The organism is Streptomyces sp. TLI_185 (assembly GCF_003814765.1).
In the GTDB taxonomy this organism is placed as follows: domain Bacteria; phylum Actinomycetota; class Actinomycetes; order Streptomycetales; family Streptomycetaceae; genus Streptomyces.
Genome location: NZ_RKRB01000001.1, coordinates 6937126 through 6959402, shown reverse-complemented (window position 1 = coordinate 6959402; position 22277 = coordinate 6937126). Strand labels below are relative to the sequence as shown.

The 22277-nt window shown below is 69.7% G+C and carries 15 protein-coding genes; 7 read left to right on the top strand and 8 right to left on the bottom strand.

Annotation, left to right across the window (positions count from 1 at the left end):
- Nucleotides 1-131: 131 nt before the first annotated feature.
- On the bottom strand, nt 132-2750 hold the full coding sequence (locus EDD92_RS32245) for a glycosyltransferase family 1 protein (protein WP_123967573.1): 2619 nt from the start codon (nt 2748-2750) through the stop codon (nt 132-134).
- A gap of 260 nt (nt 2751-3010) precedes the next feature.
- Between EDD92_RS32245 and EDD92_RS32240 the strand changes: the two genes are divergently transcribed.
- The 5 genes from EDD92_RS32240 to glgB all read left to right on the top strand — a co-directional run bounded on the left by EDD92_RS32240 (nt 3011) and on the right by glgB (nt 12359).
- A complete protein-coding gene (locus EDD92_RS32240; RefSeq protein ID WP_123967572.1) occupies nt 3011-4213 on the top strand; it encodes a S8 family peptidase in 1203 nt (400 codons plus the stop codon).
- A 216-nt stretch (nt 4214-4429) separates the two neighbouring features.
- Nucleotides 4430-6562, top strand: a complete 2133-nt coding sequence (locus EDD92_RS32235) for an alpha-1,4-glucan--maltose-1-phosphate maltosyltransferase (protein ID WP_123967571.1) — start codon at nt 4430-4432, stop codon at nt 6560-6562.
- Complete coding sequence (gene treS / locus EDD92_RS32230; RefSeq protein WP_123967570.1) at nt 6559-8259, top strand: maltose alpha-D-glucosyltransferase; 1701 nt, start codon at nt 6559-6561, stop codon at nt 8257-8259. The genes EDD92_RS32235 and treS overlap by 4 nt, the downstream gene beginning before the upstream one ends.
- Before the next feature lie 106 nt (nt 8260-8365).
- On the top strand, nt 8366-9754 hold the full coding sequence (locus tag EDD92_RS32225) for a maltokinase N-terminal cap-like domain-containing protein (RefSeq protein WP_123967569.1): 1389 nt from the start codon (nt 8366-8368) through the stop codon (nt 9752-9754).
- Between the two features lie 58 nt (nt 9755-9812).
- Nucleotides 9813-12359 (top strand): 1,4-alpha-glucan branching enzyme, encoded by a 2547-nt coding sequence (gene glgB, locus EDD92_RS32220; protein ID WP_123967568.1) that lies wholly within the window; start codon nt 9813-9815, stop codon nt 12357-12359.
- 167 nt (nt 12360-12526) lie between these two features.
- Here glgB and EDD92_RS32215 read toward each other — a convergent pair whose 3' ends face one another.
- The 4 genes from EDD92_RS32215 to EDD92_RS32200 form a co-directional block, all read right to left on the bottom strand.
- Entirely contained in the window at nt 12527-14749 is a 2223-nt protein-coding gene (locus tag EDD92_RS32215; protein WP_185124462.1) for a UvrD-helicase domain-containing protein, read from the bottom strand.
- A gap of 158 nt (nt 14750-14907) precedes the next feature.
- Entirely contained in the window at nt 14908-15222 is a 315-nt protein-coding gene (locus tag EDD92_RS32210) for a co-chaperone YbbN (protein WP_123967567.1), read from the bottom strand.
- On the bottom strand, nt 15219-15608 hold the full coding sequence (locus EDD92_RS32205) for a MerR family transcriptional regulator (protein WP_030949160.1): 390 nt from the start codon (nt 15606-15608) through the stop codon (nt 15219-15221). The genes EDD92_RS32210 and EDD92_RS32205 overlap by 4 nt, the downstream gene beginning before the upstream one ends.
- A gap of 29 nt (nt 15609-15637) precedes the next feature.
- Entirely contained in the window at nt 15638-16156 is a 519-nt protein-coding gene (locus tag EDD92_RS32200) for an Lrp/AsnC family transcriptional regulator (RefSeq protein WP_185124193.1), read from the bottom strand.
- A 39-nt stretch (nt 16157-16195) separates the two neighbouring features.
- On the opposite strand from EDD92_RS32200, the gene EDD92_RS32195 reads away from it, so the two are divergent.
- Both EDD92_RS32195 and EDD92_RS32190 read left to right on the top strand, forming a co-directional pair.
- Entirely contained in the window at nt 16196-17149 is a 954-nt protein-coding gene (locus EDD92_RS32195; RefSeq protein ID WP_399184512.1) for an NAD-dependent epimerase/dehydratase family protein, read from the top strand.
- Nucleotide 17150: 1 nt separating this feature from the next.
- Complete coding sequence (locus EDD92_RS32190) at nt 17151-18047, top strand: aldo/keto reductase (protein WP_123967565.1); 897 nt, start codon at nt 17151-17153, stop codon at nt 18045-18047.
- Between the two features lie 27 nt (nt 18048-18074).
- On the opposite strand, the gene EDD92_RS32185 is transcribed toward EDD92_RS32190, so the two are convergent.
- From EDD92_RS32185 to EDD92_RS32175, 3 genes are all read right to left on the bottom strand, one after another.
- Nucleotides 18075-19664 carry an ATP-binding protein gene (locus EDD92_RS32185; RefSeq protein WP_123967564.1) on the bottom strand — a complete coding sequence of 530 codons (1590 nt, stop codon included), beginning with the start codon at nt 19662-19664 and terminating at the stop codon, nt 18075-18077.
- 189 nt (nt 19665-19853) lie between these two features.
- Nucleotides 19854-20636 carry a DUF2127 domain-containing protein gene (locus tag EDD92_RS32180; protein WP_123967563.1) on the bottom strand — a complete coding sequence of 261 codons (783 nt, stop codon included), beginning with the start codon at nt 20634-20636 and terminating at the stop codon, nt 19854-19856.
- 223 nt (nt 20637-20859) lie between these two features.
- Nucleotides 20860-22242, bottom strand: coding sequence for a cation:dicarboxylate symporter family transporter (locus tag EDD92_RS32175; RefSeq protein ID WP_123967562.1), 1383 nt, complete (start codon nt 22240-22242; stop codon nt 20860-20862).
- Between the last annotated feature and the right edge of the window lie 35 nt (nt 22243-22277).

Below are 22277 nucleotides of genomic sequence, written 5' to 3'. Positions count from 1 at the left end.
CACCGTTGACTGGGGGCTGCCGCCCCCAGACCCCCGCTTCGGCCTGAACGGCCTCGTCCTCAAACGCCGGACGGGCTGAAAAGATCAAGCCCCGCCCGGGACTGAAGTTGCTCCCCCGGGGCTGAAACGGCCTACCGCATCAGCACTCCCGCCTCCTCCCCCATCTCCTCCGAAGGCACCGCCACCAGACCCAGCTCCACGCCGGACGCCAGGAGTCGATGGGCCGGCAGGATGCGGACCGTGTAGCCGTAGGGGCCGGTGCGGTCGAGGGAGAGGGGGCCCTCGTAGAACCACCTGCCTTCGGCGTCGGGGCCGCCCGCCGGTTTCAGGGGGACGGTCGTCGCGTCCGCGATGCGGTCCTCGGGGTCGACGCGGCCCGAGACGACCTGGACATCCACGTCGTCGGGGCCGAGCTCGCCGAGGCCCACGCGCACCCGTAGTCCGAGCGTGCTGCCGAGTTCCGCGGTGGCCGTGGCGGCGGACGTCTCCACGTGGTCGACGGTGACGCCGTGCCAGGCCGCCCGCACCCTTGCCTTCCAGGCGGCGAGTTCGCGGGCGGAGCCGGGGTCCATGGCGCGGTGTGCGTGGGCGGCCGGGGCGTAGAGGCGCTCGACGTACTCGCGGACCATGCGGCCGGCCAGCACCTTCGGGCCGAGCAGGGTCAGGGTCTGGCGGACCATCTCGATCCACCGGTCGGGCAGGCCGTGCTGCCCGCGCTCGTAGAAACGCGGGGCGACTCGCTGTTCCAGCAGGTCGTAGAGCGCGTCGGCCTCTATGGCGTCGCGGTGGTCGGGGTCGGTGCCCGCGCCGTCGGCCGTGGGGATCGCCCAGCCGAAGTCGGGCTGGAACCACTCGTCCCACCAGCCGTCCAGGACGGAGAGGTTGAGGCAGCCGTTCAGCGCGGCCTTCATGCCGGACGTGCCGCAGGCCTCCAGGGGGCGCAGCGGGTTGTTGAGCCAGATGTCACAGCCCGGGTAGAGCTTCTGCGCCATCGCCATGCCGTAGTCGGGGAGGAAGACGATGCGGTGGCGCACCCGTGGGTCGTCGGCGAACCGGACCAGCTCCTGGACCAGGCGCTTTCCGCCGTCGTCCGCCGGGTGGGCCTTGCCCGCGACCACGATCTGGATCGGGCGCTCCGGGTGCAGGAGCAGGTCCATGAGGCGATCGCGGTCGCGCAGCATCAGGGTCAGGCGCTTGTACGAGGGGACGCGGCGTGCGAAGCCGATGGTGAGGACGTCCGGGTCGAGGACGCCGTCGATCCACCCCAACTCCGCTGTTCCCGCGCCGCGTTGACGCCAGGAGGCACGCAGCCGCACCCGTACCTCGTCCACCAGTTGCTCGCGCAGATTCCGCCTGAGCTCCCAGATGTCCTGGTCGGGGATGTCCCCGACGGCGTCCCAGCGGTCCGAGCCGCCGACGGTCAGCGCGTCCTCGGTGCGCTGGGCGCCGATCTGCCGGGCGCCGAGCCGGAAGACCTCGGGGGCGACCCAGGTGGGTGCGTGCACTCCGTTGGTCACGGAGGTGATCGGCACCTCGTCGGGGTCGAATCCCGGCCACAGTCCGGAGAACATCTCGCGGCTGACGTGACCGTGCAGAAGGGAGACGCCGTTGGCGCGCTGGCCCAGGCGCAGGCCCATCACGGCCATGTTGAAGAGGTTCGGTTCGCCGCCGGGATAGGTCTCCATGCCCAGGCGCAGGATGCGTTCGACGTCGATGCGCGGGAGTTCGGCGTCGGGGCCGAAGTGGTGGGCGACCAGCTCGCGGTCGAAACGGTCGATACCGGCGGGGACCGGGGTGTGGGTGGTGAAGACGGTCCCCGCGCGGACCGCTTCCAGGGCGGAGTCGAAGTCCAGCCCGCCGTCGCAGAGTTCGGCGATCCGCTCCAGGCCCAGGAAGCCGGCGTGGCCCTCGTTGGTGTGGAAGACCTCCGGCTCGGGGTGGCCGGTCAGCCGGCAGTAGGTCCGTACGGCCCGCACACCCCCTATGCCGAGCAGCATCTCCTGCAGCAGCCGGTGCTCGCTGCCGCCGCCGTAGAGCCGGTCGGTCACCCCGCGCTCGCCGAAGTTGTTGTCCTCGACGTCCGAGTCGAGCATCAGCAGGGGGACGCGGCCGACCTGGGCGAGCCAGATGCGGGCGTGCAGCTGCCTGCCGCCGGGCAGGGCGAGGGAGACCTGGGCAGGGGTGCCGCCGGGTTCCTCGAGGAGGGCCACGGGCAGCTCGTTGGGGTCCAGGACCGGGTAGTGCTCCTGCTGCCAGCCGTCCCGGGACAGCGACTGGCGGAAGTAGCCGTGCCGGTAGAGCAGCCCCACGCCGACCAGGGGTACGCCGAGGTCGCTGGCCGCCTTCAGATGGTCGCCCGCCAGGATGCCGAGGCCGCCGGAGTACTGGGGCAGGGCGGCCGTGATGCCGAACTCGGGCGAGAAGTAGGCGATGGCGGCTGGGAGTTCACCGGAGTGGCTCTGGTACCAGCGGTCGCCGGTCATGTAGTCGTCCAGGTCGCCCGAGACCTCCGTCAGCCGGCGCAGGAAGCGGTGGTCCCCGGCCAGCTCCGCGAGCCGCGCCGGCGACACGCTGCCCAGGAGCCGTACGGGATCGCCGTCCGAGGCGGCCCAGCGCTCGGGGTCGACGGACTGGAACAGGTCGCGGGTCTCCGCATGCCAGGACCAGCGCAGATTGCGGGCCAGATCGCTGAGCGGCCGCAGGGGTTCGGGGAGAACGGGTCGGACGGTGAATCGACGGATCGCCTTCACTTTCCACCTCGACGCGTGTCGCTGTGCGGACGCACAACGCTGTGCGCCTCGTCGTCAACCTCGACGGTATCCGTGCGGAGGGCTCCGCAACCACGGCACGTCCAAGAGCACGCCACACTCCTACGCCGTCCGGAAAACGCCGCAACCTTCACGCGTCCGCCATGGCGGACATGGCCGATTCCGCCCCGTAGGCCCTCTTGTGGGCCTTCTACACCGCACGAGAGGCTGCCAAGTGGAGTCAATGGAGGGGAAATCGGACCATGGCACGGACGCGAACACGGCGTCTGCGCTGGACAGGGGCTTTGACCGCGGCGGCCTGCACTGCCGCGCTCTCGGCCGTCACCCTGCCCGCGCACGCCGCACCGGAGGGTCAGATACTCGGCGCCGGTGAGCCCGGCTCCGTCAGCGGAAGTTATCTGGTGACACTCAAGGGGGGAACGAAAGCTCCGTCGGCGAACGGAAAAGGCATCGCCGAGAAGTACGGGGCGAAAATAAGCCACACCTATGGCTCGGTCCTCAACGGCTACGCCATCAAGGCCGACGAGAGACAGGCCAAGCTGCTCGCGGCCGACTCCCAGGTCGCCTCGGTCGTCCAGGACACGCGCGTGTCCCTCGACCACACGCAGAAGAACCCGCCGTCCTGGGGCCTGGACCGGATCGACCAGCCGAGCCTGCCGCTGAACAGGAGCTACACCTGGCCGGAGTCCGCGGGCGCCGGGGTCACCGCTTACGTGATCGACACCGGTATCCGCATCTCGCACAAGGACTTCGGCGGCCGGGCGAGCTACGGCTGGGACTTCGTCGGAAACGACAAGGTCGCGGCTGACGGCAACGGGCACGGCACACACGTCGCCGGCACCATCGCCGGCACGAAGTACGGCGTCGCCAAGAAGGCCAAGGTCGTCGCCGTCCGCGTCCTCGACAACGCCGGTTCCGGTACGACGTCGCAGGTCATCGCGGGCATCGACTGGGTGACCAAGCACGCGAGGAAACCGGCGGTCGCCAACCTCAGCCTGGGCGGCTACCACAACGCCCAGCTGGACGCCGCCGTACGCAACTCCGTCGCGTCGGGCGTCACCTACGCGGTTGCCGCGGGGAACGACGGCCTCCCGGCCGCCCTCTACTCCCCGGCGGACGTGCAGGAGGCACTCACGGTCGGCGCGACCGACAAGACGGATGCGCGGGCGAGCTTCTCGAACTTCGGCTCGGCCGTGGACCTGTTCGCGCCCGGGGTGTCGATCACCTCGGACTCCTATGCGAGCGACACCGGGAAGGCGACCTTCTCCGGTACGTCGATGGCGACCCCGCACGTCACGGGCACGGCCGCGCTGTATCTGGCCGACCACCCGAAGGCCACTGCGGCCCAGGTCTCCAAGGCACTCGTGAAGCTGGCGGTGTCCGGGAAGGTCTCCGGCCGGGGCCTCGGCTCACCGGACGAACTTCTGCAGGTGCCGCCTTCTTAGTGGCACAGTCCCCGGACCGGTCCCGTTCGTTCACGAACGGGACCGGTCTTGTGTGTAGACATACGCGTGAGTAGTTAACAAAGTGCCGGATTGCGTACCCGAATAGGGTGGGAAGGCTCCTCCGGTACACCACACAGGCAGTTCACGGGAACCACCCGCAGGACCCACCTCCCCACAGCCATCCGCCCACCCACGTTGACGCGGACAGGAGCGGTCATGCCCGCCACGCACCACTCGTCAGCACCCCCGACGACCAGCACCGAAGCGCCCCCCGTGCGCCTCGCCGACGCCGGACCGCCGGCCCCGGAGCCACCCTCCGCGGGCGACGCTCCGGGCATCGGGCGCATACCCGTCCTCGATGTCCGCCCGGTGGTCCAGCACGGGCGAAGGCCGGCCAAGGCCGTGACCGGGGAGTCGTTCGAGATCTCGGCCACCGTGTTCCGCGAGGGCCATGACGCGGTCGCCGCCAACGTCGTCCTGACGGATCCGGAAGGCCGTCCCGGTCCCTGGACGCCGATGCGGGAACTGGCCCCGGGCACCGACCGCTGGGGCGCCACGGTCACCGCCGGCGAACCCGGCCACTGGACCTACACGGTGGAGGCCTGGGGCGACCCGATCACCACCTGGCGCCACCACGCCCAGATCAAGATCCCGGCGGGCATGGACACGGACCTGGTCCTGGAGGAGGGCGCGCGGCTGTACGAGCGCGCGGCCGACGGCGCCCCCGACGGCCGACGCGACGTGCTCCTCGCCGCCGTCGCCGCCCTGCGGGACGAGACCCGCCCGGCCGCTTCGCGTCTGGCGGCGGCGTTGACGCCGGAGGTGGACGCGGTGCTGGCCCGGCACCCGCTACGGGAGTTCGTCACCGCCTCACAGACCCTGCCGCTGCTGGTGGAACGCGAACGCGCCCTGTACGGCGCCTGGTACGAGTTCTTCCCCCGCTCCGAGGGAACCGAACAGCAGCCGCACGGCACCTTCCGCACCGCCGCCCGCCGCCTGCCGGCGATCGCCGCCATGGGCTTCGACGTCCTCTACCTGCCGCCCATCCACCCCATCGGCACCACCTTCCGCAAGGGCCGCAACAACACCCTCTCCGCCGGCCCCGACGACGTCGGCGTGCCCTGGGCCATCGGCTCCCCCGAAGGCGGCCACGACACCGTCCACCCCCAGCTCGGCACCCTGGAGGACTTCGCCTGGTTCGTCCAGCAGGCCCAGGCACACGGCCTGGAGGTGGCCCTGGACTTCGCCCTGCAGTGCTCCCCCGACCACCCCTGGGTCCAAAAACACCCCGAGTGGTTCCACCACCGCCCCGACGGCACCATCGCCCACGCCGAGAACCCGCCCAAGAAGTACCAGGACATCTACCCCATCGCCTTCGACGCCGACCTGGACGGCCTGATCACCGAGACCCTGCGAGTGCTCAGGGTGTGGATGGGCCTGGGCGTGCGGATCTTCCGCGTCGACAACCCCCACACCAAACCGGTCGCCTTCTGGGAGAAGGTGATCGCGCAGATCAACGCCGCCGACCCCGACGTGATCTTCCTGGCCGAGGCGTTCACCCGCCCGGCCATGATGCACACCCTGGCCCAGATCGGCTTCCAGCAGTCCTACACCTACTACACCTGGCGCAACACCAAGCAGGAACTCACCGAGTACCTCACCGAGCTGTCCGGCGAGGCGGCCGCCTACATGCGGCCCAACTTCTTCGTCAACACCCCCGACATCCTCCACGCGTTCCTGCAGCACGGCGGCCGCCCCGCCTTCGAACTGCGCGCGGTCCTGGCCGCCACCCTCTCCCCCACCTGGGGCGTCTACTCCGGCTACGAACTGTGCGAGAACGTCCCGCTGCGCGAGGGCAGCGAGGAATACCTCGACTCGGAGAAGTACCAGCTACGCCCACGCAACTGGGAGACGGCCGAACGCGAGGGCCGCACCATCACCCCCCTGATCACCCGGCTCAACGCCGTCCGGCGCTCGAACCCCGCCCTGCGTCAGCTGCGCGACCTCCACTTCCATCACGCGGACAAAGAAGAGGTGATCGCGTACTCGAAGCGGAGCGGCTCGAACACGGTTCTGGTGGTCGTCAACCTCGACCCGCACCACACCCAGGAGGCCACGGTCTCGTTGGACATGCCGCAACTCGGCCTGGAATGGCACGAGTCGGTGCCGGTGCGGGACGAACTCACCGGCGAGACCTATCACTGGGGCAGGGCAAATTACGTACGCCTACAGCCTGGCCAGGCACACGTGCTTACTGTCGGCCGGGGGTCCGGGGGTTGGCCCCCGGATGAGCACAGCAGCGTCCTGCGACCGTCCAACCCGCAGATCGGGGGGTCACCCACAACATGATCGTCAATGAGCCCGTTCAGGACACCTTCGAGGACACGCCCGCCAAGGACCGCGACCCGGACTGGTTCAAGCGGGCGGTCTTCTACGAGGTCCTCGTCCGTTCCTTCCAGGACAGCAACGGCGACGGCATCGGCGACCTCAAGGGCATCACCGCCAAACTCGACTATCTGCAGTGGCTGGGCGTCGACTGCCTGTGGCTGCCGCCCTTCTTCAAGTCACCGCTCAGGGACGGCGGTTACGACGTCTCGGACTACACGGCCGTCCTCCCGGAGTTCGGTGACCTCGCCGACTTCGTCGAGTTCGTCGACGCCGCCCACCAGCGCGGCATGCGCGTGATCATCGATTTCGTCATGAACCACACCAGTGACCAGCACCCGTGGTTCCAGGAATCGAGAAAAGACCCCGACGGGCCCTACGGCGACTACTACGTCTGGGCCGACGACGACAAGCAGTTCCCGGAAGCGCGGATCATCTTCGTCGACACCGAGGCCTCCAACTGGACCTTCGATCCGGTCCGCAAGCAGTACTACTGGCACCGCTTCTTCTCCCACCAGCCGGACCTCAACTACGAGAACCCGGCCGTCCAGGAGGAGATGATCTCCGCTCTGCGGTTCTGGCTGGACCTGGGCATCGACGGCTTCCGGCTGGACGCGGTGCCGTACCTGTACCAGCAGGAGGGCACCAACTGCGAGAACCTTCCGGCGACCCACGAGTTCCTGAAGCGGGTGCGGAAGGAGATCGACGCCTCCTACCCCGACACGGTGGTGCTGGCGGAGGCCAACCAGTGGCCGGAGGACGTCGTCGACTACTTCGGCGACTTCGAAAGCGGCGGCGACGAATGCCACATGGCATTCCACTTCCCGGTCATGCCACGCATCTTCATGGCCGTACGGCGGGAATCCCGCTACCCCGTCTCGGAAATCCTCGCCAAGACACCCGCCATCCCCGCGGGCTGCCAGTGGGGCATCTTCCTGCGCAACCACGACGAGCTGACCCTGGAAATGGTCACCGACGAGGAACGCGACTACATGTGGGCGGAATACGCGAAGGACCCGCGTATGCGCGCCAACATCGGCATCCGCCGCAGGCTCGCCCCGCTCCTCGACAACGACCGCAACCAGATCGAGCTGTTCACCGCCCTGCTGCTCTCCCTGCCCGGCTCGCCGATCCTGTACTACGGCGACGAGATCGGCATGGGCGACAACATCTGGCTCGGCGACCGGGACGCCGTACGCACCCCGATGCAGTGGACACCGGATCGCAACGCAGGTTTTTCGTCCTGTGACCCCGGGCGGCTGTTCCTGCCGACCATCATGGACCCGGTCTACGGCTACCAGGTCACCAACGTCGAGGCGTCGATGTCGTCGCCCTCGTCGCTGCTGCACTGGACCCGCCGCATGATCGAGATCCGCAAGCAGAACCCGGCCTTCGGACTCGGGTCCTACACGGAACTCCAGTCCTCCAACCCGGCGGTGCTGGCCTTCCTGCGGGAGTACGAGGACGATCTCGTGCTGTGCGTGCACAACTTCTCGCGGTTCGCGCAGCCGACCGAGCTGGATCTGCGGATCTTCAACGGGCGGCATCCGGTCGAGCTGTTCGGCGGTGTGCGCTTTCCGGCCATCGGCGAGCTGCCGTACTTGCTGACCCTGGGCGGGCACGGCTTCTACTGGTTCAGGCTCCGCAAGGACCCCGCGTAGAGCCGCGCAGCGCCCACGCAGAACCCGGGGTGGGGCGGTTTCTCCTGTCCCACCCGGGGCACGCATCAGTAACACCCCGACCACCCGGGGAAAGGAATGTGACACCATGGCAGAAACTGTCACACTTTCCGGCAAGACAAGTCCTGGCCTGCTCGCGTCCCTGGATCCCCTGCTGCGGGAATGGCTGCCGCGGCAGCGCTGGTTCGCGGGCAAGGGGCGGCCGGTCACCGGGTTCTCGCTGGTCGCGGCCACCGAACTGTTGCCGGCCGACGGCAGGCTGGGCCTGTTCCATCTGCTGGTGCGCGCCCATCAGCCGCTCACGCTCGGCGCCGAGCCCCACCCCGGCGACTGCTACCAGTTGCTGATAGGCGTGCGCGAGGCGCTGCCGCCCCGGCTCGCGCCCGCGCTGATCGGACACGTGGATCAGGGCCCGCTCGCCGGACGCACGGTGTACGACGCCCTGTACGACTCCCGGCCCGCCGAGGTGCTCCTGGAGGCGCTGCGCACCCAGGCCCGCATCGGCGGGCTGCGCTTCGAGCGGGAGCCCGGCGAGGAGATCCGCACCGGGCTCGTCCCGCGGCTGGTGACCGCCGAGCAGTCGAACTCGTCGGTCGTCTACGGAGATACGTTCATCCTCAAGCTGCTGCGCCGAGTCGTGCCCGGCGTCAACCCCGACCTGGAACTGCCGCTGGCGCTCGCCCACGAGGACTGCCCCCGGGTGCCCGCGCCGACGGCGTGGCTGCGGGCGGAGCTGGCCGGGGAGTCGTATGTACTCGGCGTGCTCCAGCCGTTCCTGCAGGGTGCCATGGACGGCTGGGAGCTGGCGCTGCGCGAGCTGGCCAAGGGCGAGGACTTCGGCGCGGAGGCGCGGGCACTGGGCCGCGCCACGGCCGAGGTGCACACGGCACTCGCCCGCGCACTGCCGACCGTCACCCTGGGCCACACCCAGCTGCAGCTGCTGGCCGACGGCATGATCGAGCGCCTCGAGGTGGCCGCGCAGGCGGTGCCCGCGCTGCGGCCGTACGCCCCCGCCCTGCACACCGCGTTCACGGCGCTCGCCGACCTGGCCGCGGAGGGCCGTACCTGGACCGCGCAGCGCATCCACGGCGACCTGCACCTCGGGCAGTGCCTGCGCTCACCGGCCGGCCAGTGGTGGCTGATCGACTTCGAGGGCGAGCCGTCCAAGCCGCTGGCCGAACGGCGGATGCCGCAGCCACCGGTGCGGGACATCGCGGGAATGCTGCGGTCCTTCGACTACGCGGCCCACTCCGCCGTCCCTCAGTCAGAGGGCTGGGCCGAGGCGTGCCGAGCGGCGTACTGTTCCGGATACGCCGAGGTCAGCGGCCGAGATCCGCGCATGGATCCGGTACTGCTGCGCGCCTACGAAACGGACAAGGCGATCTACGAGGTCGTCTACGAGGCCCGCCACCGCCCCGACTGGCTGCCCGTGCCGATGGCGGCGATAGAGCGTTACGCCGCATCCGACCCCCTCTGACCCACACCCCCTCAGCCCACCCCCGACCGACCTCACCTTCGCCGAGGAGGCGCCGCCCGTGACCCCCCGCCCCACGCCCAGCGGTTCGGATCCGAAGAAGAAGGCCGCGAAGGCCGCGGAGAAGGCGACCGAGCCCAAGAAAACGGTGAAGAAGGCGGCGGCGAAGACCACCGCCAAGAAGGCAGCCGCGAAAAAGGCCGTCGCGGCGAAGACCACGGCGGCCGGGACAACAGCGAAGAAGAGCCCGGCAAAGAAAAGCACGGCGAAGAAGACAGCCACCAAAGAGACAGCCGGCAAGCAGACAGCGGCCAAGCAGGCGACGGTCAAGAAGACAGCGGCCAAGAAGACAGCAGCCACAAAGACACCCGCCAAAAAGGCCGTCAGCGCCGCGAAGAAGGTCGCCGCACAGGTTCCCGTTGCGTCCCCGGAGGTGCCCGTCGGTGACCGCGAGCGGCTGCTCGCCGGTACCCATCACGACCCGCACACCGTGCTCGGCGCCCACCCCGTCCCCGGCGGGGTCGCCTTCCGGGTCTTCAGGCCGTACGCGCTGTCCGTGACCGTCGTCGCCGCGGACCTGCGGGCCGAGCTGCACGACGACGGGGACGGGTTCTTCTCCGCCCTGCTGTTCCTGACCGAAGTCCCCGAGTACCGGCTCCTCGTGCGGTACGAGGAGACGGCCCTGGAGACCGAGGACGCGTACCGCTTCCTGCCCACGCTGGGCGAGCTCGACCTGCACCTGATCGGCGAGGGGCGGCACGAGTATCTGTGGCAGGTGCTCGGCGCGCGCCCGATGACGCACCAGGGCGTGCCCGGCACCCGTTTCTCCGTGTGGGCGCCGAACGCGCGCGGTGTGCACGTGGCCGGCACCTTCAACTTCTGGGACGGCACCGGCCATCCGATGCGTTCGCTCGGCTCCTCGGGTGTCTGGGAGCTGTTCGCGCCGGGGATCGGCGAGGGCGAGCTGTACAAGTTCGAGATCACCCGGCCCGACGGTTCGAAGACCCTGCGCGCCGACCCGCTGGCCCGGCGCACGGAGGCCCCGCCGAACACGTCGTCGATCGTCACCGCCTCCCACCACGAGTGGCACGACGCGCAGTGGCTCGAGCAGCGTGCGGAGGTCCCCGCGCACGAGGCGCCGTTCTCGGTCTACGAGGTCCACCTCCCGTCCTGGCGCCCGGGCCTGACGTACCGTCAACTGGCCGAGCAGCTCCCCGCCTACGTCAAGGATCTCGGCTTCACCCACGTGGAACTGATGCCGATCGCGGAGCACCCGTTCGGCGGCTCCTGGGGCTACCAGGTCACCGGTTTCTACGCCCCCACGGCTCGCCTGGGCACCCCCGACGACTTCAAGTACCTGGTCGACGCCCTGCACCAGGCGGGCATCGGTGTCCTGATGGACTGGGTGCCGGCGCACTTCCCGCGGGACGACTGGGCACTGGCGGAATTCGACGGCCGGCCCCTGTACGAACACGAGGACCCGCTCCGCGCCGCGCACCCCGACTGGGGCACGCTGGAGTTCGACTACGGCCGCCGTGAGGTGCGCAACTTCCTGGTGGCGAACGCCATCTACTGGTGCGAGGAGTTCCACATCGACGGCCTGCGCGTCGACGCGGTCGCCTCCATGCTCTACCTCGACTACTCGCGTGAGCCCGGACAGTGGGTCCCGAACGAGCACGGCGGCCGGGAGAACCTGGACGCGGTGGCCTTCCTGCAGGAGATGAACGCGACGGTGTACCGGCGGGTGCCGGGCGTGGTCACGATCGCCGAGGAGTCCACGGCCTGGGACGGCGTCACCCGGGCCACGCACCACCGGGGCCCGGGCGGCTTCGGCGGGCTGGGCTTCGGCCTCAAATGGAACATGGGCTGGATGCACGACTCCCTCGACTACATCAGCCACGAGCCGATCCACCGCAAGTACCACCACAACGAGATGACCTTCTCGATGGTGTACGCGTACAGCGAGAACTACGTGCTGCCCATCTCGCACGACGAGGTGGTCCACGGCAAACGCTCACTGGTGTCAAAAATGCCGGGCGACTGGTGGCAGCAGCGCGCCAACCTGCGCGCCTATCTGGCCTTCATGTGGGCCCACCCCGGCAAGCAGCTCCTCTTCATGGGCCAGGAGTTCGCCCAGGGCGCGGAGTGGTCGGAGGCGCACGGCCCGGACTGGTGGCTCCTGGACCCCGCGTACGGCGCCGAACCCGACCACCGCGGGGTCCGCGACCTGGTTCGCGACCTCAACATCGTCTACCGCCACACCCCCGCCCTGTGGCAGCGGGACACCGACCCGTCCGGCTTCCAGTGGATCGTGGGCGACGCGGCCGAGGACAACGTCTTCGCGTTCCTGCGCCTCGCTGCCGACGGGACCCCGCTGCTGGCGGTCTCCAACCTCTCGCCCGTCGTCCGCCACGACTACCGCCTGGGGGCCCCCGACGACGTACCCGCCTGGCACGAAACCCTCAACACCGACATCGGGAAGTACGGCGGCAGCGACGTGACCAACCCCGACATCATCAAACCGGAACCCCAGGGCCACCACGGCCGCCCGGCCAGCATCAGGCTGACCCTGCCACCCCTTGCAACGGTCTGGCTGCGCCCGGCCTGACCCCCGCTCCTCAAACGCCGGAGGGGCTGGTCTTTCAGCCCGTCCGGCGTTTGAGGACGAGGCCGTTCAGGCCGAAAGCGGGGGTCTGGGGGCGGCAGCCCCCAGGGTCGGGACGGGAAGGGGCGGCGGGGGCGCTGCATCCATCAGCGGCTCCGCCGCGGGCCCGTTCAGGCGAACGCCGCAGCCAACGCCTTCGGCAGCGCCCGGCTGTGCAGCACCCCCAACCGCTGCGTAGCCCGAGTGAGCGCCACATACAGATCACTCGTGCCATACAGCCCCGGCTCAACCACCAGCACCGAGTCGAACTCCAGCCCCTTCGACTGCCGAGGATCGAGCAGAACGACGCGCTGCGTCAGATCGGGCTCACCCCCCGCCACCACCCCGTCCAGCCGAGCGGCCAGCTTCCCGTGCAGATGCCGCGGCGCAATCACCGCCAACCGCCCCTCCGCAGGCGTCAGCTCCTCCACCGCCTTGGCCACCGCGTCCGGCAGATCGTCCACCGCCCGCACCCACGGCCGTACACCCGTCGAACGGACCGAACTCGGCGGCTCGAAGTCCGGCTGCTCGGCCCGCACCACAGCCGCCGCGACCTCCATGATCTCTGCCGGCGTGCGGTAGTTGACGCCCAGCCGGGCATGCTCCCAGCGGTCCTCGACATACGGTTCGAGAATCCCGGCCCACGATCCGACCCCTGCCGCCTCCGCCGTCTGCGCCGGATCCCCGACCAGCGTCATCGACCGCGTCGGGCAGCGCCGCATCAGCAGTCGCCACGCCATCGGCGACAGCTCCTGCGCCTCGTCGACGATGATGTGCCCGAACGCCCAGGTCCGGTCGGCCGCCGCACGCTCGGCGGCGCTGCGGTGGTCGTCCTCCTCGTGCCGCTCGGCGAACCGCTCGGCGTCGATGATGTCGTGCGCGGACAGGACCTCGGAGTCCTCCTCGTCCTTGTCCTCGAACTCGTAGGTCCGCGAGGCGTACGAGACGTCGAGCACGCCCTGCGCATACGCGACCTGCGACTCCCGCTCCCGCTCGGCCCGTGCCCGGGCGACCCGTTCGTCCACGCCGAGCAGTTCCGCGGCCTCGTCCAGCAGCGGTACGTCCGCCACCGTCCATGCCCGTGTCACCGGACGGCGGATCGCGGCCGCGTCCTCGTCGGGGAGATAACCGACGGGATCGGCGAGGAAGTCCGCGACCAGGCGCTGCGGGGTCAGCCGCGGCCACAACTGGTCGATGGCGGCCCACACTTCGGGGTTCTCGGCGATCTCGTCGCGGATCTGCGTGATGTCGCTCGGGTCCAGCAGACTCGTACCGTCGAAGGGGTCCGTCCCGACCCGCTCGGCGTACATCTCGGTGAGCGTATTGAGGATGTGCCCCTCGAAGTGCTCCCGGGCCACGTTGTGCGGCAGCCCGGCGGCACGGGTGCGCTCGCGGGCCATCTTCACCAGGCCGTCGTCGAGCATCAGGATCTCCCGGTCGTGCTCGATCGCGATCACCGGGTCGGGCAGCGCCTGCCAGTCGCGTACGGCCTCGGCGAGGACGTCCGCCATGTCGGCGCGGCCCTTCACCGCGGCCGCCGCGCGGCTGTCGCCCGCCGTCGCCTTCACTCCGGGGAACAGCTCCCCGACCGTCGCGAGCAGCACCCCCGTCTCACCGAGCGAGGGGAGCACCTCGCCGATGTAGCCGAGGAAGGCGGGGTTGGGGCCGACGATGAGGACGGCCCGCTTGGCGAGCAGTTCCCGGTGTTCATAGAGGAGATACGCGGCGCGGTGCAGGGCGACGGCCGTCTTGCCGGTGCCCGGGCCGCCCTCGACCACCAGCACACCCCGGTGCGGCGCCCGGATGATCTCGTCCTGTTCGGCCTGGATGGTCTGCACGATGTCGTGCATACGGCCGGTGCGCGCGGCGTCGAGGGCGGCGAGCAGCACCGCGTCACCGGTCGGGTCCTCGTGGCCGGTCCGCTCCCGGTCCCCCAGGTCGAGGATCTCGTCGTGCAGGGCGGTCACCCGGCGCCCCTCGGTGGTGAGGTGCCGGCGCCGGCGCAGGCCCATCGGGGTGTGGCCGGTGGCCAGGTAGAAGGGGCGGGCAACGTCGGCACGCCAGTCGATCAGTACCGGTGTGCGCTCGGCGTCGTCGGTGCGCAGCCCGATGCGACCGATGTGGTGCCGGGTGCCCGAGGTGAAGTCGATACGGCCGAAGCACAGCGAACCGTCGACGGCGTTCAGCGCGGCGAGCAGCCCGGACCGCTCGGCGACCAGGATGTCCCGCTCCAGCCGGGCCTGCATGGGCGTGTTGCCCTGGCCGAGCGCATCCGTGACGCCCGCCTCGGTGTGGCCGCGCAGGGCGTCCACGCGCGCGTACAGGGCGTCGATGAATTCCTGTTCCCTGCGAATTTCATCGCTGTTTGACAATTCCACTCCCGGGCAGATACAATGACGCCAGTGAACTTCTTTGCGACCCAATCCCCTTGAAGTCGCGAATCATTAAACTTACACAGAGAAATCCCCCGAGCGCAATTGCTCGGGGGATTTCTTGTGTGTACTGCGTGAGGTCAGAGGACGTCCGCCAGCTCCGCCAGCAGCCGCCGCTTGGGCCGGGCCCCCACCATCGCCTTGATCGGCTCACCGTCGCAGAAGACCATGAACGTGGGCATCGAGAGGACCTGGTAGGCGTTCGTGGTCACCGGATTGCGGTCCACGTTGAGCTGCACCACCTTGAGACGATCGGCCTCCTCGGCGGCGAGGGCGTGCAGGACCGGTCCCATCTGCCGGCACGGCGGGCACCAGTCCGCCGTGAACTCCACCAGCACCGGCAACTCGGACCCGATCACCTGCGCCGCGAAATCCTCGTCCGTCACGTCGATCACAGTTCCTGCCCTCCCAGTTCGCACAACGGTGATTCCACGTCGGCCATGGCCGCCAGCCGCACGCCGATCGTCGCCCGCACGGCCTGCAGCTCGCCGATCAGCGCGTCGAGTTCGTCCAGCTTGCGCCGGTAGACCGCGAGCGAGGCCGGGCAGGAGTCGCCCTCGGGGTGCCCCGCCCGCAGGCACTCCACGAACGGCCGCGTCTCCTCCAGGTCGAACCCGAAGTCCTGCAGCGTCCGGATCTGCCGGAGCAGCTTCAGATCGCTCTCGTCATAGGTGCGGTACCCGTTCCCGCCGCGCCGCGCGGGCAGCAGCCCGCGCGACTCGTAGTACCTGAGCGTCCGCGTCGTGGTCCCGGCCCGTTCGGCCAGCTCGCCGATTCGCATGCATACGAACGTAATCCTTGACGCCGACGTCAGGGCAAGGGCGGCAGCAGCGGCTTCCGCTCGACCGGGGACGTGAGCACGATCGAGGTCGTGGTGCGGCCCAGCACCGAGGTCTGTTCCAGGATCTCCTCCAGGTGGACCGTGTCCTGGACGGCGACCTTGAGGATCCAGCAGTCCTCGCCGACCACGTGGTGCACCTCGGTGATCTCCGGGCGCGCGGTCAGCTCCAGGGTCCTGGGGTGCCTCAGGTTGTAGCCGCCGTGCGGGTTGACCCGGACGAACGCCTGGATGCCGTAGCCGAGGCGGGCCGGGGCGACCTGGGCGCCGTACCCAGTGATCGCACCCGTCGCCTCCAGCCGCCGCACCCGCTCGGTCACCGCGGCCGGGCTCAGCCGGACCCGGCGCCCCAGCTCGCTCAGCTTGATGCGGCCGTCCGTCTGGAGCAGCTCCAGGATCTGCCGGTCCACCGCGTCGAAGCCCACCGAGGATTCGTTGGCGGCGGCTCGCGGATGCCGTGGTTCTTTCGGTGCCGCAGCCTGAAGTCCCATGTCTCCCCCTTCGGATCGCGCTGATGCGCCGGGAGAATTATGGTCATGGAAAAGGAACGCGGAGCCGGGACGGACGAGGCAAGGACCAGAGAAGTACTGGTCATCGGCGGAAACCGCTATTTCGGCAAGCGGCTGATCGCCCGTCTGCTGGCCGCGGGAGACCGGGTCACGGTCCTCAATCGCGGTTCGTCGGCGCCACCCGCCGGAGCACGGCAGCTGATCGCCGACCGCAATGACGAGAACTCGCTGTCCGACGCCCTCGGTTCACGCACCTTCGACGTCGTCGTCGACCAGGTCTGCTACACTCCGCGCCAGGCGGCGATCGCCCGCCGGGTCTTCGCCGGCCGCACCCGGCGCTATGTGATGACCTCGACGGTCGAGGTGTACGAGTACGAGGACTCGCTCACGCTGGTGAGGGAGGAGGACGTCGATCCGCGTACGGTCGCCGTGGACCTCGAACTCCCCTGGGACGACCAGGAGTTCCTCGAATCCCACTACGGCGAGGGGAAGCGCCAGGCGGAAGCCGTTCTCGCGGCGGCCGGACCCGGGTTCCCGTACACGGCCGTGCGCGTGGCCCACGTCCTGGGCGGCGAGGACGACTTCACGGGACGGATGCACCACTACGCGGAGCGCATCCGCACCGGCGAACCGATCTCCGTGCCCGTCACCAACCGGTCGGCCACCTACATCCACGTCGAGGAGATCGCCGACTTCCTGCACTGGGCGGTGGGCGAGGACTTCACGGGCCCGGTCAACGCGGCCTCGCACGGGCTGCTCACCACGGAGGAGCTGTGCGAGGCGGTGGCGGCCCGCTTCCCGGAGGGCAGGACGGTCCTCCGGCCGGTCGAGGTCGGCGAGGTCTCCCCGTTCTCCTTCACCCGCTCCTACGGCATGGACAACTCCCGGGCCACCCGGCTCGGTTTCACCTTCGGTGAGGTTCGGCACTGGCTGCCGGGCGCAGTAGCCGAGACTCTCGGAAAGGGCGGCAACTGACATGCGGTACCGCATACTCGGCGACCGGCGGGTGAGCGCGATCGGCCTCGGCGCCATGCCCCTGTCCATCGAGGGCCACCCGGACGAGGCGCGCGCCCTGGCGACCGTGCACGCCGCACTGGACGCAGGCGTGACCTTGCTGGACACCGCGGACTCGTACCACCTCCCCGGCGCCGAACCCGGCCACAACGAACACCTCGTCGCCCGCGCCCTCGCCACCTACGGCGGTGACACCGCCGACGTACTGGTGGCCACGAAGGGCGGCCGGGGCAGGCCGGCCGACGGCAGCTGGACGGTGAACGGCACCCCGCGCCATCTCAAGGCCGCGGCCGAGGCCTCCCTCAAACGGCTGGGCGTCGAGGCGATCGGCCTCTACCAGTTGCACAAGCCAGACCCCGAGGTGCCCTTCGAGGAGTCGGTCGGCGCGCTGCGTGAGCTCCTGGACGAGGGCAAGATCCGGCTGGCCGGCGTCTCCAACACGGATGTGGACCGGATCCGCGTCGCCCACGCGATCCTCGGCGACCGTCTGGTCTCGGTGCAGAACCAGTACTCGCCCGCCGTACGGGACAGCGAGGCCGAGCTGCGGTTGTGCGCGGAGCTGGGGCTGGCGTTCCTGCCGTGGAGCCCGCTGGGCGGTATCTCCCAGAGCTCTCTGGACGGGCCGTCGAGGGTTGGGGGTCAGGTGCGCTTCGGTGCGTTCCACGCAGTGGCGGCCGCGCACCGGGTCAGCCCTCAACAGGTCTGTCTGGCCTGGCTGTCGGCACGGTCTCCGGTCGTCGTCCCGATTCCGGGGGCGAGCCGTCCGGAGACGATCCGGGACTCCGCGGCCGCGGCGGACCTGGTTCTCGCCACGGAGGAGCTGGCACGGCTGGACGAGGCGGTCGCTCCGGCCGGCTGAGGAGTCCCGCGTCCGGACGTCCGCCCGTCAGCGGGGAGACCGGCCGGGGCGCGGGCCCAGCAGCCACTCCCCTGAAGGCGGTCCGCCGTGACCCCGAACGTCCACGTCGTCGTCCTCGTCCTCGTCCTGAGCCGAGAACCACTCCTCGTCCTCGCTTCCGTCCCGCACCCCGAGCAGCCGGCGCGTGAGGCGGTCGCGGTCGGAAAGGAGTTCGTCGAGGGCCTCGCGGACGTCGGCCGGTTCGGTGCGGGGGGCCTCGCGTTCCGCCGCGATCAGGACCGAACGCCGTACGAGCTCCTTGGTGAAGGACGCCGTCGTGCCCTCCGTACGAGCCACGACCTCGTCCGCGATGTCCTTGCCGAGGCCGAGCCCCGCACCGTAGAGGGCGAGCAGGGCGGCGCGGCCCTCCGCGTCCGGGAGCGGGATCTCCACGGCGAGGTCGACGCGGCCGGGGCGCTGGACGAGGGCCGGTTCCAGCAGGTCGGCGCGGTTGGTGGTGAGGAGGAAGGCGACGTCGGCGTCGTCACCGAGGCCATCCATCTCGTTCAGCACCTGGAAGAGCAGGGGCTGCTCCCCGCCGCCGTAGTCACGGGCCTCGGCGATCAGGTCGCAGTCCTCGAGGACGACGAGGGCGGGCTGGAGCATACGGGCCAGGGCGCAGGCCGGGCCGATGGCCTCGATGCTGGTGCCGGAGAGGATGACCGCCGTGAACTGCGGGAGATGGGAGAGCAGATAGCGGATCGTGTGCGTCTTGCCGGTGCCGGGCGGCCCGTAGAGCAGCAGGCCCCGGCGCAGGTGCTGGCCGACCGCGCGCAGCTGCTCGCGGCGCCGGGCCACGCCCACCACCTGGCGCTCCACCCGCTCCAGCAGGCCGGCCGGCAGCACGATGTCGTCGCGGGTCAGGCCCGGCCTGCGGTGGAAGCGGAAGGGGCCCAGGCCGTGCCCGAACTGCGAGCCCTCGAAGGACAGGACCTGGCCGCGGAAGATGTTGTGCTCGCGCACGATCGCGTCGATCTCGGCCAGCAGCCGGTCCGCGAACTCCTTGTCCTGCGCGAGGACCTCGATCTCGACCTTGTTGCGCCCGTACTCGTCCGCCGGTCCGCGCAGCAGCACCGCGAACCGCTCGTCGCCGGCCGTACCGAGGTAGAAGCCGCAGGAGACACAGGCCAGTTCCTCGTCCGGCGAGACGGGCAGGTGCGCGTAGTCGACCGCGCCGATCGTGAACCGGTCATAGCGGTCTGCGGCTTCGAGGATGTCGCCGAGGGTGAGCTCGCCGTGGTGCTGGGCGCCGCGCATGCCGATCAGGTCGTAGGAACGGCCGTCCGCCGCGAACCAGCGCTCCAGCGCCAGGTGCACGTTGGGCAGGTCGTAGGGCGGATACGCGGCCTTGACCACCGGGCGGTCCGTCGGAGCCGTACCCAGGTGCTCGCGCAGCCGCTTGGTGAGGTTGCGGCGGTCGTCGTCCTCCTTGCGCCGGGGGTGGGCCACGGCGGCGAGGAACTCGTGAAACAGCTCGTTGACCTGCTCCATCGACAGCGGCGACGGCTCACGGTCCGCGCCGTACCGCCGCTCGTACTCGGTCGAGCTGACGATTTCGACCCGTTCGGACTCCCCCATGTCGCCTCCGTGCGTCCGGCCGTGCGCTCCGAGGTCCTCCAGCCTGGGCCCAACCGGCCCGGGAGGCAAAGGATTTAGGGCAAGTGTCGCCAAACGGTCGCCTGGCATGCCCGGAGTGCGTGCCAGAGCCCGCGGCGCCGGGCTGATCCGCCGGACAGGTCCTGGAACGCCGGGACGGGCCTGGACGGCTCAGACGGCCTGCGTGGAGTGGGCCGGCACGCCGGCCGACTCCTCGACCTCCAGCAGCGACGCGCTCTCCCGCTCCTCCTCGAAGGCCTTACGGCCGCCCCGGAGCCCGAACAGTCGCTTGGCGAGGGCGATGTAGAGCACGGCGAGGATGTTGAGGACCAGGGTCGCGATCTTCAAGTAGCTGACGTGCTCGGTTAGTTCGTAGATCTCCAGCGGCAGGAAGGCGGCGGTGGCGACCACCGTGAGATACTCCGCCCAGCGCTTGGCGTACCAGAGGCCGACCGCCTCGACGAGCTCGATCAGGGCGTAGACCAGGAGCAGTACGGCCACCAGCACCAGCGTGGAGTGCTTGTAGCCGAAGGTCTTCTGGATCGTGCCGACGATCGGCGAGTTGTCGAGGTCGTAGTGGAAGTGCCGGAAGACGGGCCGGAAGACGTCGAGGTACTCGTCGAAGAGCCGGCGCACCGAGTCCTGGCTGTTGCTGAACTTCCACACGGCCAGCGCCACCAGCACGATGAACACGCCGCGCACGGCCCGCTCGATCGCCAGGAAGCGCAGGATGAACAGGTCGCGCAGGACCTTGCCGCGCGGCACGAGGGGCGCGTGGTCCGCGGGCCCCGAGCCGTGCGGCTCGCCGAGTACGAAGTCGCCGCAGCGCAGACAGCGCCAGACGTCCCCGAGAGCGGTCTGTGCATGCAGTCGCGCCTTCAGCCCCGGCTCTTCCGGCGCATAGGTGACGTGCCCCTTGCGGGCACACGTGCGCCGATCCCAGTCGATCTTCATCCCCCGTGCCTCCAACCAACGAAAACGCGCCGCGCGTGTACTGCACCGGCGCGGCACGCTAGTGGACTTCGGTAAGAGATCGGTGAGGATCACCGGGCGTCAGCGCGAGGAGATGACGAAGCCGAGCGGTCGGGTCCACGGGGGAGGAACCCGACCGCTCGGCTTCCCGGCCGGGCGGCTGACCGACGGGGGAGTGTTCAGCCGCCCGGAGTCCCGGCGGGGCTCAGGCCTTCGCCAGTTCCTTCTCGCCGCCCTGCTCCGGCACCTCGGCGAGCGGCTGCTCCTCCTCGTCCAGGAGGGTCGTCTCGTCGAAGGGCAGTTCACCGGCGAGGACCTGGCCCACGCGGTCCTTGTCGATCTCCTTGGTCCAGGTGCCGATCAGGACCGTGGCCACGGAGTTGCCCGCGAAGTTCGTCAGGGCGCGCGCCTCGCTCATGAAGCGGTCGATGCCGACGATCAGGCCGACGCCGTCCACCAGGGCGGGCTTGTGCGACTGCAGACCACCGGCCAGGGTCGCGAGGCCGGCACCGCTGACGCCCGCCGCGCCCTTGGAGGCCAGCAGCAGGAAGAGCAGCAGCGGGATCTGCTCGCCGATCGCCATCGGCGTACCCATGGCGTCGGCGATGAACAGCGAGGCCATGGTCATGTAGATCATGGTGCCGTCGAGGTTGAAGGAGTAGCCCGTCGGGACGGTGATACCGACGACCGACTTGCTGACACCGAGGTGCTCCATCTTCGCGATCAGCCGCGGCAGCGCGGACTCGGAGGAGGAGGTCGACAGGATCAGCAGGAACTCACGGCCCAGGTACCTGAAGAACGTGAAGATGTTGAGCCCGGCGACGATCCGCAGCAGCGCACCGAGCACGATGAAGACGAAGAGGAAGCAGGTGAGATAGAAGCCGACCATCAGGATGGCCAGCTGCTTCAGCGCGTCGAGACCGGCGGACCCGGTGACGGCGGCGATGGCACCGAAGGCACCGATGGGGGCCGCCCACATCACCATGCCGAGGATGCGGAAGACGAGCTTCTGGAGGTGCTCCACACCGCGCAGGATCGGCTGCCCGGCCGAGCCCATGGCCTGCAGGGCGAAACCGGTGAGCAGGGCGACCAGCAGGGTCTGCAGCACCTGCTGCTGAGTGAAGGCCGAGATGAAGGTCGTCGGAATGATCGACAGCACGAAGTCGACCGGCGGCAGCGCCTCACTGTCCACCTGGTCGTGCCCGGTCGCCTTGATCGCGTCGGTGATGTGCAGCCCGTCGCCCGGGTGCAGGATGTTGCCGACGACCAGACCGATGGTCAGTGCGACCAGCGACATCGCCACGAAGTAGCCGAGCGCGATACCGCCGACGGCGCCGACCTTGGCGGCCTTCCGTACCGAGCCGATACCGATCACGATCGTGCAGAAGATGATCGGGGAGATCATCATCTTGATCAGGTTCACAAAGCCCGTACCGAGCGGCTTGAGCTCGACGCCCACGCTCGGCCAGATCAGACCCACGGCGATACCGAGGGCCACCGCTGCGATGACGGCGATGTAGAGATAGTGGGTGCGGTCCCGCTTCCCAGCGGGTGCGGCAGGTGCCGTATCGGGGGTGCTGGCGGCCACGGCTGCCCTCCTTGACGTCTTCGTCGGCATCACCG

Coding starts and splice junctions, on each gene's coding strand:
- EDD92_RS32240 (WP_123967572.1), top strand. CDS start 3,011: ATGGCACGGACGCGAACACGGCGTCTGCGCTGGACAGGGGCTTTGACC.
- EDD92_RS32235 (WP_123967571.1), top strand. CDS start 4,430: ATGCCCGCCACGCACCACTCGTCAGCACCCCCGACGACCAGCACCGAA.
- treS (WP_123967570.1), top strand. CDS start 6,559: ATGATCGTCAATGAGCCCGTTCAGGACACCTTCGAGGACACGCCCGCC.
- EDD92_RS32225 (WP_123967569.1), top strand. CDS start 8,366: ATGGCAGAAACTGTCACACTTTCCGGCAAGACAAGTCCTGGCCTGCTC.
- EDD92_RS32205 (WP_030949160.1), bottom strand. CDS start 15,608: ATGCGAATCGGCGAGCTGGCCGAACGGGCCGGGACCACGACGCGGACG.
- EDD92_RS32200 (WP_185124193.1), bottom strand. CDS start 16,156: ATGGGACTTCAGGCTGCGGCACCGAAAGAACCACGGCATCCGCGAGCC.
- EDD92_RS32195 (WP_399184512.1), top strand. CDS start 16,196: ATGGTCATGGAAAAGGAACGCGGAGCCGGGACGGACGAGGCAAGGACC.
- EDD92_RS32190 (WP_123967565.1), top strand. CDS start 17,151: ATGCGGTACCGCATACTCGGCGACCGGCGGGTGAGCGCGATCGGCCTC.
- EDD92_RS32185 (WP_123967564.1), bottom strand. CDS start 19,664: ATGGGGGAGTCCGAACGGGTCGAAATCGTCAGCTCGACCGAGTACGAG.
- EDD92_RS32180 (WP_123967563.1), bottom strand. CDS start 20,636: ATGAAGATCGACTGGGATCGGCGCACGTGTGCCCGCAAGGGGCACGTC.